Source organism: Rugamonas rubra (genome assembly GCF_900114705.1).
In the GTDB taxonomy this organism is placed as follows: domain Bacteria; phylum Pseudomonadota; class Gammaproteobacteria; order Burkholderiales; family Burkholderiaceae_D; genus Rugamonas; species Rugamonas rubra.
The window spans coordinates 329,322-343,975 of record NZ_FOTW01000006.1; the positions used below are offsets into that span (position 1 = coordinate 329,322).

A 14,654-nucleotide genomic window follows, 5' to 3' on the forward strand; every position below is an offset into this window, starting at 1 on the left:
CGTACTTGCGCGGAAATCCGCACTGCCACCCCGCCGCATTGCGGATTTCCGCCCGGAACGCCCACCTCGCCGCCGCCGGCCGCGCTCCCCTTCCTTACAAATCAATAGCTTAGCCCCGCCCCGCCCGCTGGCACGGAACCTGCAATTGCTTTTGGCATACAAACCAGAAGGAGACCCGCATGTCCACATTCCACCGCAGCACCCTCGCCGTCGTCGCCACCGCCTTCGCCGCCAGCTTCGCCGGCGCCGCCCAGGCCGAGGACGTGGTCCGCCTCGGCAACCTCAAGTTCGCCCACTACGGCGCCGTCTCCTACATCAAGGAAATCGCGCCGAAATGCGGCATCCGCGTCGAGGAGCACGTCTTCGCCAAGGGCCCCGACGTGATGCAAGCCATCCTGGCCGGCGAGCTCGACGTTGGCGCCACCGCCTCCGAGGCGGCCATCTCCGGCCGCGCCAACGGCGCGCCCATCTACATCGTGGCCGGCTTCGCCAAAGGCGGCGCACGGCTGGTCGCCCGTCCCGACGGCAACATCAAGTCGGTCAAGGATCTGAAGGGCAAGAAGGTCGGCGTGACGCGCGGCGGCATCCACGAGGTGCTGCTGATCGCCGAACTGGCCCAGCACGGCCTGAGCGCCTCCGACCAGCCGGGCAAGGACGTGCAACTGGTGTTCCTCGCCTTCGCCGACCTGAACCAGGCACTGCTGGGCAAGAACATCGACGCCATCATGCAGTCCGAGCCGCAATCGTCGCAGGCCATCAACAAGGGCTACGGCGTCGAGGTGATGAAGCCCTACGACACGCCGATCGGCGCGCCGGTGCGCACCATGGTGATGAGCGAGAAGTTCTACAAGGAACGCCGCGCCGTCGCCGCCAAGTTCATGAGCTGCTTCGTCCAAGCCACCAAGCTGTTCATCGACAACAAGGCCGTCGCCGAGAAATACGTGCGCGAGACCATCTTCAAGAACCAGATCACCAAGGACGACTTCGAGGACGCCATCAGCAACTCGCCGTACAGCTACGACATCACCGCCGAGCACATCCAGACCACCACCGACGTGATGGCCAAGTTCGGCACCGGCAAGATGCGCAATCCGCCCGTGGCCAAGGACTGGGTCAAGACCGACCTGCTCGACGCCGCCAAGAAAAGCCTCAACATCCAATAAGCGGGAGACGACATGACACAGCAAAAATGGCGAGACATCGCCGCCGGCACCGTGGTGCCGGTCCTCATCGTCGCGCTCTGGCAAGCCAGCGCGATGCTCGGTTGGATCAACCCGCAGGTGCTGCCCTCGCCGGTGGCGGTGGTGCGCAAGTGGTTCGAATACCTGCTGCCGTTGACGGCCTACGACCCGGCCGGCGGCTCCTGGCTGGCCTGGGCCGTGTCCGGCGAACTGCTGGGCGACACGCTGAGCAGCATGTACCGCGTGGTGGTCGGCTTCGCCGTCGGCGCCGGCCTGGCGCTGCCGCTGGGCCTGGTGATGGGTTCCAGCAAGCGCGCCTACGCCTGGCTCAATCCGCTGATGCAGGTGCTGCGGCCGATTCCGCCGATCGCCTACATTCCGCTGGCCATCCTGTGGTTCGGCCTGGGCAACGCGCCGGCCGTGTTCCTGATCGCCCTGGGCGCCTTCTTCCCGGTGCTGGTCAACACCATCGCCGGCGTGCGCCAGGTCGACGGCATCTACATCCGCGCCGCCCGCAACCTGGGCGTGAGCCAGCGCACCATGTTCGTCCGCGTCATGCTGCCGGCCGCCGTGCCCTACATCCTGTCGGGGGTGCGCATCGGCATCGGCACCGCCTTCATCGTGGTGATCGTCTCGGAGATGATCGCCGTCAACAACGGCCTGGGCTTCCGCATCCTGGAGGCGCGCGAGTACTTCTGGTCGGACAAGATTATCGCCGGCATGATCAGCATCGGCCTGCTGGGCCTGGTGATCGACCTCGGCATGAACAAACTGAACAACTATCTGCTGCGCTGGCACCGCGGTCTGGAGAACTAAGATGAGCGCAACCCACATCACCGTCCGCGGCGTCAACAAGGTCTTCAAGACCGACAGCCGCGAAGTCGTCGCCCTCAAGGACATCAACCTGGAGATCCCGCAGGGCCAGTTCGTCTGCCTGCTGGGGCCATCCGGCTGCGGCAAGTCGACCCTGCTCAACGCCATCGCCGGCTTCGCCCTGCCCTCCTCGGGCGAGATCCACGCCGACGGCAAGCTGGTCACCGGCCCCGGCCCGGAGCGCGGCATGGTGTTCCAGGAGTACGCGCTGTTCCCTTGGATGACGGTGGAGAAGAACATCGCCTTCGGCCTGGAGATCAAGGGTATGCCGCAAGCGCAGATCGACCAGAAGGTGGACCAGTTGCTGGCCATGCTGTCGCTGGGCGACTTCAAGCACCGCTTCCCGAAAGACCTGTCGGGCGGCATGCGCCAGCGCGTCGCCATCGCCCGCGTGCTGGCGCTGGACTCGCCGATCATGTTGATGGACGAGCCCTTCGGCGCCTTGGACGCGCTGACCCGGCGCAATCTGCAGGACGAGCTGCTGCGCATCTGGGCCGAGCTGAAGAAGACGATTATTTTTGTGACCCACTCGATCGAGGAGGCGATTTATCTGGCCGACCGCATCGTCGTCATGACCTACCGTCCCGGCACGGTCAAGCGCGACATCGTGGTCGAGCTGCCGCGCCTGCGCGATCCGGCCTCGGCCGAGTTCAACAGCCTCAAACGCGAGCTGGGACAACTGGTGATGGAGGAGCAGCAGCGCCACCACAACGACGAGATCCGCCTGGCGGCCGTCGACTAAACGCGGCGGGCCGGTCTTGTGCGCCTTTAGGCCAAGGCGCAGGGGACGCCAGCAGACCCCTACGGCAGAGAGCCAGGGTCAGACCCTAGGGTCTGACCCTAGATTTGCGCCGTTGGGTTCCATTGCGCTCACTGCACTTCACTGTGAACCTAGAACACCACGCCCGCCACCAAAATCACGTTGGCGTACGGTGTGTGCTCGCCCGTGCGCACGATGGCGCGCGCACCGCAGCAAATCTGCTTGAACTCCTCGTGGCTGACGCCGGCGCGCTGCGGCAGATTCATCGCGTCCAGCGCGGCAGCCAGCGCCGGGCTGCGCAGCGCCATCTCCTGCGCCACGATATGGCGCTCCACCTGCATCTCGCTGAGCACCACCTCCACCGTCTGCACAAAGCCCGGCACGCCGGCCGTCAAGGCCAGGTCGATCAGCGGCACGCCCGGCGGCACCGGCAGCCCGGCGTCGCCGATCACCACCATGTCGCCATGGCCCAGCGAGGCGATCAACTGCGACAAGGCGATGTTGAGCAAGGGAGTCTTTTTCATGCTGCGTCCAGTTCGTGCAAATAGGGGATGGAGGTCTGCGCGCCACGGCGCGTGACGCTGATGGCGGCGGCGCGCTGGCCCAGCGAAATGGCCTGCTCCAGCGTGGCGCCGGTGGCCAAGGCGGCCACCAGGCCGCCGATGAAGGTGTCGCCGGCGGCGGTGCTGTCGACCGCCTTCACCTGGCGCGCCGGGTAGTAGTGGCCGCCGCCGGCGTCGGCCGCGTAGACGCCCTCGGCGCCCAGCGTGACCAGCACGTTGCGGCAGCCCAGCGCCAGCAGCTGTTCGGCCTGCGCGGCGACGACGGCGCCGCCGCGCGCGTCGGCGCCCAGCAGCATGGCCGCCTCGATCTCGTTGGGCACCAGGTAGTCGACCTGCGCCAGCAGCTCGACCGGCAGGCTGCGCGCCGGCGCCGGATTCAGCAGCACGGTCTTGCCCAGGCTGTGCGCCAGCTTGATCGCGTGGCCGACCGTCTCCAGCGGCACCTCCAGCTGCAGCACGACGATGCTGGCCGCCGCGATCAGCTCGCGGGCGGCGTCGATGTGGGCCGGCGACAGCAGCGCGTTGGCGCCGGCCGCCAGCACGATGCTGTTCTGCCCCGCCGCGTCGACCAGGATCGAGGCGACGCCGGTGGCGGTGGCGGCGATGGTGCTGACGTGGCTGTCGTCGATGCCCTCGTCCTGCAGCGCGGTGCGCAGCGTGTCGCCGAAGCCGTCGTCGCCGACGCAGCCGACCATGGCCACCGGCACGCGGCCGGCCGCCAGACGGGCGCAGGCCACGGCCTGGTTGGCGCCCTTGCCGCCGGCGATGGTGGCGAACGGGCCGCCGCTGATGGTTTCGCCCGGCATGGGCATGCGCGGCACGCCCAGCACCAGGTCCATATTGATACTGCCGATGACGACGATCATATTCCGGTTCCTATTGTTTCATTGATTGAGGCGACGGCGCTGGAGCCGCGCACGTGGAGTTCGGGCGCGATGATGCGGCGCTGCGGCGCCATGTGCGGCTCGGCGATGCGCGCCAGCAGGCATTGCGCGGTGATGCGCCCCATCTCGCGGGTGTTCTGCGCCACGCTGGTCAGCGGCGGGTGGACGAAGCTGGCCAGGTCGATATCGTCGAAGCCGACCACGGCCAGCTCCTGCGGCACGCGCAGGCCGCTTTCGGCGGCGGCGCGCAGCGCGCCGATGGCCATCAGGTCGTTACAGCAGAACAGCGCGTCGGGCCGGCTGGCGGCCGGCTGGCGCAGCAGCGCTTGCGCCGCCCAGTAGCCGCCGGCGCTGGTGAAGTCGGCGTAGTGGCAGGCAGCCGAGGCGACGCCGGCGGCGACCAGCACGCGCTGCAGCCCGTCGATGCGCTGGGTGGAGATGGCGATGTCGGCCGGGCCGGCGATGCAGGCGATGCGGCGCCGGCCCTGCGCCAGCAGGTGCGCGGCGGCGAGCGCGCCGCCGCCCTCGTTGTCGACGCCGACCATGTCGATCACCATGTCCTTCGGCGCGCGGTCGAGCAGCACCGCCGGCACCTTCATCTTGCGCAGCAGCTCGCCGTCGGTCTGCGACAGCGCCGCCAGGATCAGGCCGTCGCAGCGCTTCGACAGCAGCACGTTGACGTAGTCGCGCTGCTTGGCCGGGTCGTCGTCCGAATTGCACAGGATGACGCTGTAGCCGGCGGCGTAGCAGCTGTCCTCGATGCCGCGCGCCACTTCCGAGAAGTAGGGGTTGGTGTTGTTGGGGATGATCAGGCCGATGGTGCCGGTGGTGCGGCTCTTCATCGAGCGCGCCAGCGCGCTGGGCACGTACTGCAGCCGCTCGGCGGCGGCCAGCACGCGCTCGCGCGCCTCGGCGCTGACCGGCCGGGTGTTGTTGAGCACATGCGACACGGTGGTGAAGGACACCCCGGCCTCCTGCGCGACCTGCTTGATGGTGGCCATGGCGAGCCCTCCCCTAGGCGCGTTCGCCGCGCCGGCGGTAGGTGTCGAGCACCACGGCGGCGACGATCACCAGGCCGGTGACGATGCGCTTCATCGGCTCGCTGACGCCGACCTGGGCCAGGCCGGCCTCCAGCACGGAGATGATCAGCACGCCGATGAAGGTGCTGACGACCGAGCCGCGCCCGCCCATCAAGCTGGTGCCGCCGATGACCACGGCGGCGATCACCTGCAGCTCCATGCCGACGCCGCCGTTGGGGTCGGCCGCCTCCAGGCGCGACACCTGGAACAGCGCGCCGACGCCGGACAACAGGCCCATCATGGCGTACACCAGCACCTTGCGCGGACGCGGCGCGATGCCCGACAGGCGCACCGCCTCCTCGTTGGTGCCGATGGCGATCCACTGGCGGCCGATGACGGTGCGGGTCAGCACCAGTTGGCCGGCGATCACGATGGCCAGCGCCGCCAGGATGGCCGGCGACAGGCCGAAGATGATCGGTGCGCTGATCGCCTCGACGGCGCTGCCGATGTATTCGGTGCGCGAGTTGGTGACCTGGTAGGCCATGCCGCGCGCGATCTCCAGCACGCCGAGCGAGACGATGAACGAGGGGATGCGCCAGCCGACCGAGATGGCGCCGGTGGCCGCGCCGCACAGCGCGGCGCAGGCCACGCCGAGCAGGCTGGCGGTCCACACCGGCCAGCCCCAGCGCACCACCGCCATCGACAGGATGGAGGCGGCCAGCGCCATCACCGAGCCGACCGACAGGTCGATGCCGCCGATGATCAGCACGAAGGTCATGCCGACCGCCATCACCACCAGCGTGGGGATGTCGTTCGACAGCGTGCCGAGCGTGCTGAGGGTGAAGAAGTGGTCGCTGGCGAAGCCGAACAGCACGCACATGGCGAGCAGCGCGCCGGTCAGGCCGGCATAGGTCTTGACGCCGCCGACGACGCCGCGTTGGAAGGAGGAAGTGGTCATGTGGGGTCCGAAATTCAGGCGGCGGCCAGGGGCGCGGCCTTGTTTGTTTGATTGTCGTTGGTGTCGCCAGTGCTGCCGTTGCCGCCGCCGTTGGGCGACAGGTAGCCGCTGAAGGCGGCGGCCAGCAGTTCGTCCTGGCTCCAGGCGCCGCGCTCGAAGGTGTCGACGATGCGGCCGGCGCTCATCACGGCGATGCGGTCGCAGATCAGCATCAGCTCGCGCAGGTCGCTGGAGACGATCAGCAGGCCCTTGCCTTGGCGCGCCAAGTCGGCCAGCACGTTGTAGATGTCGAACTTGGCGCCGATGTCGATGCCACGGGTCGGCTCGTCGAACAGCATCACCGCGCAGTCGCGGTACAGCCAGCGGCCGATGACGACCTTCTGCTGGTTGCCGCCGGAGAGTTCGGCCACCTTTTGCTCGCCGTTGCGGCTGCGGATGCCCAGTTGGTCGATGTAGCGCCCGGCCACCTCGGCCTCGGCGGCGCCGTCGAGCCAGCCGGCACGGCTGACCCCGTCCAGCCGCGCCAGGCTGGCGTTGACGGCGATCGATTGCGTCAGCAGCAGGCCCTGGCCCTTGCGGTCCTCGGTGATCATGGCGATGCCGGCGGCCACGGCGGCCCGTGGCGAGTCGATCGTGGCCGGCGCGTCGCCGTGGCCGAGGAAGATGTCGCCGCTGTCGGCGCGGTCGGCGCCGAAGATCAGGCGCAGCAGCTCGGTGCGGCCGGAGCCGATCAGGCCGGCGATGCCGACGATCTCGCCGGCCTTCACCTCCAAGTCGGTCGGCTGCACCACGCCCGTGCGGCCGAGGCCGCGCAGACGCAGCAGCGGCCCGCCGATGTCGCGCCCGCTCAGGTCGATCTCGGCGTCGGCGGCGCGGCCGACCATCAGCTGCACCAGGTCGGCGCTGCCGTAGCCGGCGATGTCGTCGTCGCAGACCAGCTCGCCGTCGCGCAGCACGGCGATGCGGTCGGCCACGCGCTTGAGTTCCTCCAGGCGGTGCGAAATGTAGATGATGGCCACGCCCTGCGCCGTCAAACGGGCGATCTGGGCGAACAACAGCTCCACCTCGCGGTGGGTCAGCATGGCGGTCGGCTCGTCGAGCACCAGCAGGCGGCAGTCGCCGATCAGGTTGCGGGCGATCTCGATCATCTGCTGGTGGCCGATGCCGAGCTGGCCGACCGGCGTCCACGGGTCGATCTCGTCGAGGCCGACCTGCGCCATCAAGGCGCGCGCGTCGCGCTCCAGGCGGGCGCGGTCGATCCAGCCGAAGCGGTGCGGCAGCTGGTTCAGGTAGAGGTTCTCGGCCACCGACAGCGTCGGCAGCAGGTTCAGCTCCTGCATCACCATGCGGATGCCGAGCTGCTCGGCATGGCCGCGCGAGGCCGGCTGGTAGGGCAAGCCGTCGAGCAGCATGGCGCCGGTGGTGGCCGGCTCCAGTCCGCAGATGATTTTCGACAGCGTGCTCTTGCCGGCGCCGTTCTCGCCCGTCAGCGCCAGCACCTGGCCGGCGTGCAGTTGCAGGGCGACGCCGCCGAGCACCGGCTCGACATAGGTCTTGCCGATGTCGGTCAGGCTCAGCAAGGGGCTGGCTTGGGGGGCGAGGGTCATGGCGTACTCCGGCTAGGCGCGATTGAATCTACAACTTAGGGCTTGGTGACCAGGGCGACCTTGGTCTCGATCACACCGCCCATGGTGGCCTGGGTCTTCTTCTCGGCCAGCGCCTTGAGCAGGCTCTCGATGCCGAACACCGCCTGCTGCGAGCCGAATTGGTCGACCGTGGCCAGCACGCGGCCGTCCTTCAGCATCGGCTTGATGGCCTGGATGTTGTCGTAGCCGATGACCTTGACCTTGCCCGCCTTGCCGGCGGTGCGGATGGCCGAGATGGCGCCGATGGCCATGTTGTCGTTACCGCACAGCAGAGCCGTGATGTTCGGATTCGCGTTCAGCATGGCCGAGGCGACCGTGTTGGCGCTGGCGATTTCCCACTGGCCCGACTGCACGCCCACCACCTTGACGCCGGCCGCCGTCATGGCGTCCTGGAAGCCCAGCGTGCGTTGCTGCGCGTTGAAGGTGGTCGAGACGCCTTCGATGATGCCGACCTGCTCGCCCTTCTTCAGCTGCTTGCCGAGGAAGTCGCCGACCAGCTTGGCGCCCTTGCGGTTGTCCGGGCCGACGAAAGGCACCAGGAAGCCCTTTTCCTTCAGCGCGGCGTCGTCCAGCTTGTTGTCGATGTTGACCACCAGGATGCCGGCGTCGACGGCCTTCTTCAGCACCGGCACCAGGGCCTTCGAGTCGGCCGGCGCGATCACCAGCGCGTTGACCTTGGAGACGATCATCTGCTCGACCAGCTTGATCTGGGCGGCGGTGTCCTGCTCGTCCTTGATGCCGTTGGCGACCAGGTCGTACTGGGCGGCGTGGGCCTTCTGGTGCTCCTTGGCGCCGTTCTCCATGGTCAGGAAGAACTCGTTGGCGAGCGACTTCATCACCAGCGCCACCTTCGGCTTGGCCGCATCGGCGGCGTTGGCGCTGGTGGCCAGCGCCGGCAGCAGGGACATCAGGGCGGCGGATGCGAGCAGTTTCAATTGGGTGCGACGAGTCATCTGTGTCTCCATATATTGATTTTAAGCATCTTTTCGATGCAATTTGGTGCGCGCAAACGTTTGCGCGCTCGAAATCATAGCGCAATTTTTCACGCCTGGCACATCGGAAACAAAAAATTTGGGACGCCAAGGCGCCGGGCATGCCGGCAAACCCCAGCGGCAAAGAGCCAGGGGCTGACCCTAGGGTCTGACCCTAGGGTTGCGCCGCTGGGGTTTGCAAGCGTCCCGCCCATCCATAAATGAACCAACACCAAACGCCGCCCCCTCCCAAACCGCCCTGTCCCATGTTGCCCACGTGCAGTAGAATCCCCCTTGCTGACCGTGGAAGCCTATGCGCGCTAAAAAATCACTGCTGATATTGCTGGGCCTGCTGTTGGCGGGCGGCCTGATCGCGGCCGCCGGCCTGCTCGGCGCGCAGCGCGCCCGCGCCGAGCTGATGGCCCAGGGCCAGCGCCAGCTGCAGCTTATGGCGCCGGACCTGCAGTCGGTGCTGCAAAAATTCGAAACCCTGCCCTTCGTGCTGGGCTTCCAGCCCGACCTGATCGAGGCGCTGGCCCACCCCATCGACGCGCGCGCCATCGCCCGGCTCAACAGCACGCTGCAAACCATCCAGCAGCAGGCCAAGGTGGGCGCCATCTACGTGATGGACCGCGACGGCATGACCCTGGGCGCCAGCAACTGGGACCAGCCGCTCGGCTTCGTCGGCAAGAACTTCTCCTACCGTCCCTACTTCCACACCGCGCTGCGCGGCAAGGCCGGCCTGTTCTACGGCATCGGCACCAGCACCAGCGAGGCCGGCTACTTCATCGCCCAGCCGGTCTACCGCGACGGCAGCAAGCGCGGCGCCGTCGCCGGCGTGGTGGCCGTCAAAATCAGCCTGGCCGAGTTCGAACGTACCTGGCGCAGCAGCGACGACCCCATCGTGCTGGCCGACAGCCGCGGCGTCATCTTCCTCAGCAACCGGCCGGACTGGATCTACCACAGCCTGGGCAAGCTCGACGCCGCCGCCGAGCGCGAGCTGGCCAGCACCCAGCAGTACATGGGCCAAACCGTGCGTCCGCTGGCCGGCCACTCGCCCTACTTCGTCACCCAGCCGGTGGGCCAGCTGGGCTGGCAGTTGATGCTGTTCCCCGGCCAGGCGCGGGTGCTGCGAGTCGGCCTGTTGTGGGCGCTGGCGGCGGCGCTGCTGCTGGTGTGCGCCGCCGTGTCCAGCTGGGCGCTGTACCAACGCCGCCGCCGCTTGGAGGAGGGACTGGCCTCGCGCGTGGCACTGCAGCGCGCCGCGCTGGAGCTGGACGACAAGATCGTCGAACGCACGCAGCAGCTGCGCCTGACCAACCAGAACCTCGAACACAAGTACACCAAGCTGCAGGAGGCCGAACACCTGCTGCGCTCGACGCAGGACCAGATGGTCCAAGCCGGCAAGCTGGCCATGCTGGGGCAAATGGCGGCTGGCGTCACCCACGAGTTGAACCAGCCGCTGGCGGCCATCCGCGCCTTCGCCGACAACGCCCGCACCTATCTGGAGCGCGACCAGCCGGCGCAGGCCAGCGCCAACCTGGGCCACATCGCCGCCGCCAGCGCGCGCATGGGCGCCATCATCAGCCAATTGAAGGGCTTCGCCCGCAAGGACGAGACCATCGCGCCGGTCGACCTGGCCGCCTCGATCCGCGCCTCGACTTTTTTGCTCGACAGCGAATTCCGCCGCCACGACGTGGCGCTGACGTTCGAGGCCACGGCCGACGCCTTGCAGCGGCCGCTGCAGGTGACCGGCAACACGGTGCGCATCGAGCAGGTGCTCATCAACCTGCTGCGCAACGCGCTCGACGCCGTCGAGGATGCCGCCGAGCGGCGCGTCGCCATCACCTTGGCGCGCGACGGCGACGAGGCCTTGGTCTGCATCAGCGACAGCGGCGCCGGCATCCCCGAGCAGGTGGCGGCGCACCTGTTCGAACCCTTCTTCACCACCAAGCCGTCGGGCAAGGGGCTAGGCCTGGGCCTGGCGATCTCCTCGTCCATCGTGCAGGCCATGAACGGCCGGCTCAGCGCGCACAACCCGGCCGGCGGCGGCGCCCGCTTCGAGCTGCGCCTGCCGCTCTCACACCAAGGAGTCATCGTTGCAAGCCATCCTGATTGAAGACGAGGCGCCGCTGCGCCTGGCCACCACGCAAACGCTGGAGCTGGGCGGCTTTTCCGTGCAGGCCTGCGCCAGCGCCGAGGAGGCGCTGGCCCTGCTGCGCGCCGACTTCGCCGGCGTCGTCGTCACCGACGTGCGCCTGCCCGGCCGCTCCGGCCTGGAGCTGCTGGCAGACACCGCCGCGCTCGACGCCGAGCTGCCGGTGATCGTCGTCACCGGCCACGGCGACGTCGGCATGGCGGTGGCGGCGATGCGCGGCGGCGCCTACGACTTCATCGAAAAACCCTTCGCCGCCGAACGCCTGCTCGACGCCGTGCGGCGCGCCCAGGAGCGGCGCGCCCTGGTGCTGGAGAACCGCCAGCTGCGCGCCGCGCGCGCCCGGCATCCCGACATGCCGGACTTGATCGGCCGCTCGCCGGCCATCGAGGAATTGAAGCTGGTGATCCGCAACGTCGCCCCGGCGGCGGTCGACATCCTGATCCATGGCCAGACCGGCAGCGGCAAGGAGGTGGTGGCGCGCCTGCTGCACGCCGCCAGCGGCCGCAAGGGCAACTTCGTCGCCATCAACTGCGGCGCCCTGCCCGAGTCGGTGTTCGAAAGCGAGATCTTCGGCCACGAGGCCGGCGCCTTCACCGGCGCCCACAAGCGGCGCATCGGCAAGCTCGAATACGCCCAGGGCGGCACGGTCTTCCTTGACGAGATCGAGAGCATGCCGATGGCCTTGCAGGTCAAGCTGCTGCGCGTGCTGCAGGAGCGCCGGCTGGAGCGCCTGGGCGGCAATGAGGGCGTGGCGCTGGACTGCCGCATCGTCGCCGCCACCAAGGTCGACCTGTTGCAGCTTGCGGCGCAGGGCCTGTTCCGCGAAGACCTGTACTACCGCATCGGCGTGGTCAGCCTGGAGCTGCCGCGCCTGCGCGACCGGCGCGACGACATCCCGCTGCTGCTGGCCGACTTCGTGCGCGACGCCGCGCTGCGCTACCAACGCCCGATCCCCGACTGGACCGCGCAGCAGATGGCGCAGTGGCAGGCCGGCGACTGGCCCGGCAACGTGCGCGAGCTGCGCAACTTCGCCGAGCGGCTGGTGCTGGGCGTGGCCGGCGCCGGTATGGCGGCGGCCGGCGCGGGCGCGCCGACGGCAAGCACACCCACCGCACCAGCGCCGGCCCACACGGCACAGGACGGCGCCGAGCCGCTGCCGCTGCCGCAACAGGTCGACCACTACGAGCGCGAGCTGATCATCCAGGCGCTGGCCAGCGTGGACGGCAACGTCGCCCAGGCCGCCGACAACCTGATGGTGCCGCGCAAAACCCTGTACGACAAACTCAAGAAGTACCAGATAGGCACCGGCCGCAAATGAGCGAAGCAGACCCGCGCATGGACGACGCAAGGAGCCCGGCCGCGCCCGAGCTGATCGACAGCGCACAATTCGCCGCCCTCAGCCTGCGCGCCATCGCGGCGTGGCAGGCCAGGGAGCTGGCCGATCCGCAAGCGCCGCCTTTCGTGGCGGGCATCCCGTCGCTGCAACGCGGCGCCGTGTGGGACGCCGGCCAGGTCGAGCTGCTGTGGGACTCCATGATGCGCGGCTTCCCGGTCGGCTCGCTGGTGCTGTGCCGGACCCTGCCCTCGCAGTCGTCGCGCCGGCATACCCGCGACAGCGGCTGGCGCGGCGAGGAGATCGGCTACCACCTGCTCGACGGCCAGCAACGCTGCAACGCCATCGCCCTCGGCTTCCTCGATCCGCTCGACGCCAAGCTCGCCGAGGCCGACCTGCCGGCCACCTTGTGGCTGGACCTGGCCGACACCGAGCGCAAGGCCGGCAGCACCCGCCAGTTCCTGTTCCGCGTGCTGAGCAAGGCCCACCCCTGGGGCTACAAGAGCAACGACAGCGCCGACACGCTCGGCGTCGACGCCATCCGCAAAGCCTGCGCCAAGCTCGCCTGCGCACCGGGACAAAGGCCGCAGCTCAAACACGCCTGGCCGACGCAATGCGAGCTCGCCGTTCCGCTGGCCTGGATACTGCACCCGCTGCTGCTGCGCCAAATGCGCGGCGACTCGCTGTGGCGGGAACTGGCGCGGCGCTGCCGCCAGCATGCCGACCTGCCTTGGGCGGTGTCGGTGGCCGACGCCATCGACAAGCGGAGCGTGGACCTGGCGCCGTTGGACCAGGCGCTGGAGAACCTGCGGGCCAGCCGCGTCATCGCGCTCAAGGTGCAGCCCGAGGTGCTGGCCGACGGCACCGTCCAGACCTCCGGCCCGGCCGGCGACGAGACGGGCGGCATCGCCGCCGTCGAGCAGCTGTTTCAACGATTAAACAGCGCCGGCACCGTGCTGCGCGGCGAGGAGCTGGCCTTCTCCATGATCAAGGCGTATTGGCCGCGCATCGAGGAATCCTTCGACGCCATCCGCGACCGGCACCAGCGCAAGCAGCAGCCAATGCCGGGCTCCCACCTGGCGTCGCTGGCCGTCCGCGCCGCGCTGATGAACGCCAAGCCGGACATGGCCAAGCTGCCCGCGCCGCTCTCGATCAGCCGCATCCGCGCGCTGTCGAGCGCGGCCGACGAACGCGACCAGCTGCTGAACTACCTCGGCATCGCCAACGAGCAGGCCGGCGGCGACGACTACCGCAGCGCGCCGCTGCATGGCGACCTCGCACAAGTCGACCACTGGCTGTTGTACCGCCCCGAGCAAGACGGCGACTGCGGCCTGCCGCCGGTGCTGCGCACCAGCATGGCGCGGCGCACGCCGGAGCTGTTCCTCCTGCTGCTGTATTTCGCCCAGTGCGCGCGCCGGCAGGCGCTCACGCCCGAGCAAAGCGAGTCCTTGCGGCCGTCGATACTCGGCCTGGCCACGGCGTTGTGCTGGTTCAGCGACAACCCGGCGAACGCGGTCGACAAACTGTTCGGCCAGCGCTTCGCCGGCCGGACGCTGTCGCCCTCCTGCTTCCAACATGCGCTGCGCGACTGCAAACTGGGCTTCGGTCTGCGTTCGCCGGCGCAGCTGGCGGCCTGCGTTCCCGAGGCGCAGGCCGCCGACCTGCAGCACAAGCCGCGCTGGACCCTGCGCCACGTCGCCGTCGAGCGCCACGCCGACGCCGAGGCGCGCGAGCGCGACGACTGGCCCTTCATCGAACGCGCCCTGAAGGACCGCAATTTGCTGCTGTACGCGCAGCGCGCCTTCCTCGCCCAGCGCTTTCCCGACTACGACCCGGCCAACGCCGACACCTGGAAGCAATCGAACCGGCCGTGGGACTTCGACCACATCCTGCCGTCCGCCACGCTGTACTACACCAAGGCCAACGCCAGCACCTCCCTGTTCCGCGAGTGGCTCAACAGCACCGGCAACCTGCGCGCCTGGCCGATGGAGGAGAACCGCAGCAAGGCCGACGCGTTGGGCACGATCGCACCGGCCGATCTGGCGCCCAGCCTCCTGAACGAGGACCAGCATCGAGCCTACGAAGTCGCCCGCGCCGACGTCAACCAGCCCGAGCTGGCCCTGCGCTTCGCCGCTACGGCCCGCGCCCGCTCGATACGCATCTACGCCGAGTGGTTCGATCGATTGGGCATCGACCAGTTGCTATAGCCTTAGCCACTCTCCGTCGATTCAATTTAGTATGAAAACTACATAAATTGAATTACCATATACCGCACAATTACGGGCTTACAACATAAATTTGTAACCCG

Annotated in this window: 12 protein-coding genes; 6 read left to right on the forward strand and 6 right to left on the reverse strand. The window is 68.6% G+C overall.

From position 1 onward, the window contains the following. The first annotated feature begins 179 nt into the window (after positions 1-179). Genes BM252_RS05955 through BM252_RS05965 form a run of 3 tightly spaced genes read left to right on the forward strand, consistent with a single transcriptional unit; the run spans position 180 to position 2,796 of the window. Positions 180-1,163 carry an ABC transporter substrate-binding protein gene (locus BM252_RS05955; RefSeq protein WP_093384957.1) on the forward strand — a complete coding sequence of 328 codons (984 nt, stop codon included), beginning with the start codon at positions 180-182 and terminating at the stop codon, positions 1,161-1,163. A 12-nt stretch (positions 1,164-1,175) separates the two neighbouring features. Beyond that, the gene (locus BM252_RS05960; RefSeq protein WP_093384960.1) at positions 1,176-1,997 is read left to right on the forward strand and encodes an ABC transporter permease; all 822 of its coding nucleotides are present in this window, start codon (positions 1,176-1,178) and stop codon (positions 1,995-1,997) included. Position 1,998: 1 nt separating this feature from the next. Then, complete coding sequence (locus BM252_RS05965; RefSeq protein ID WP_093384964.1) at positions 1,999-2,796, forward strand: ABC transporter ATP-binding protein; 798 nt, start codon at positions 1,999-2,001, stop codon at positions 2,794-2,796. Positions 2,797-2,945: 149 nt separating this feature from the next. Here BM252_RS05965 and rbsD read toward each other — a convergent pair whose 3' ends face one another. Genes rbsD through BM252_RS05995 form a run of 6 tightly spaced genes read right to left on the reverse strand, consistent with a single transcriptional unit; the run spans position 2,946 to position 8,792 of the window. Then, complete coding sequence (gene rbsD, locus BM252_RS05970) at positions 2,946-3,338, reverse strand: D-ribose pyranase (protein ID WP_093384967.1); 393 nt, start codon at positions 3,336-3,338, stop codon at positions 2,946-2,948. Continuing rightward, entirely contained in the window at positions 3,335-4,243 is a 909-nt protein-coding gene (gene rbsK / locus BM252_RS05975) for a ribokinase (protein ID WP_093384970.1), read from the reverse strand. The genes rbsD and rbsK overlap by 4 nt, the downstream gene beginning before the upstream one ends. Beyond that, positions 4,240-5,262: a LacI family DNA-binding transcriptional regulator gene (locus BM252_RS05980; protein ID WP_093384972.1), complete on the reverse strand. Its 1,023-nt coding sequence runs from the start codon at positions 5,260-5,262 to the stop codon at positions 4,240-4,242. Before BM252_RS05980 ends, rbsK begins: the two co-directional genes overlap by 4 nt. A 13-nt stretch (positions 5,263-5,275) precedes the next feature. Next, positions 5,276-6,238 carry an ABC transporter permease gene (locus BM252_RS05985; protein WP_093384975.1) on the reverse strand — a complete coding sequence of 321 codons (963 nt, stop codon included), beginning with the start codon at positions 6,236-6,238 and terminating at the stop codon, positions 5,276-5,278. A gap of 14 nt (positions 6,239-6,252) precedes the next feature. Continuing rightward, the gene (locus BM252_RS05990; protein ID WP_093384977.1) at positions 6,253-7,845 is read right to left on the reverse strand and encodes a sugar ABC transporter ATP-binding protein; all 1,593 of its coding nucleotides are present in this window, start codon (positions 7,843-7,845) and stop codon (positions 6,253-6,255) included. Positions 7,846-7,880: 35 nt separating this feature from the next. Then, entirely contained in the window at positions 7,881-8,792 is a 912-nt protein-coding gene (locus BM252_RS05995; RefSeq protein ID WP_245774122.1) for a sugar ABC transporter substrate-binding protein, read from the reverse strand. A gap of 376 nt (positions 8,793-9,168) precedes the next feature. Here BM252_RS05995 and BM252_RS06000 point away from each other — a divergent pair, with 376 nt between their 5' ends. Genes BM252_RS06000 through BM252_RS06010 form a run of 3 tightly spaced genes read left to right on the forward strand, consistent with a single transcriptional unit; the run spans position 9,169 to position 14,553 of the window. Continuing rightward, positions 9,169-10,974, forward strand: coding sequence for a sensor histidine kinase (locus BM252_RS06000; RefSeq protein WP_093384983.1), 1,806 nt, complete (start codon positions 9,169-9,171; stop codon positions 10,972-10,974). After that, positions 10,955-12,331: a sigma-54-dependent transcriptional regulator gene (locus BM252_RS06005; protein WP_093385181.1), complete on the forward strand. Its 1,377-nt coding sequence runs from the start codon at positions 10,955-10,957 to the stop codon at positions 12,329-12,331. Before BM252_RS06000 ends, BM252_RS06005 begins: the two co-directional genes overlap by 20 nt. Further along, positions 12,328-14,553: a DUF262 domain-containing protein gene (locus BM252_RS06010; protein ID WP_093384985.1), complete on the forward strand. Its 2,226-nt coding sequence runs from the start codon at positions 12,328-12,330 to the stop codon at positions 14,551-14,553. Before BM252_RS06005 ends, BM252_RS06010 begins: the two co-directional genes overlap by 4 nt. Positions 14,554-14,654 lie beyond the last annotated feature (101 nt).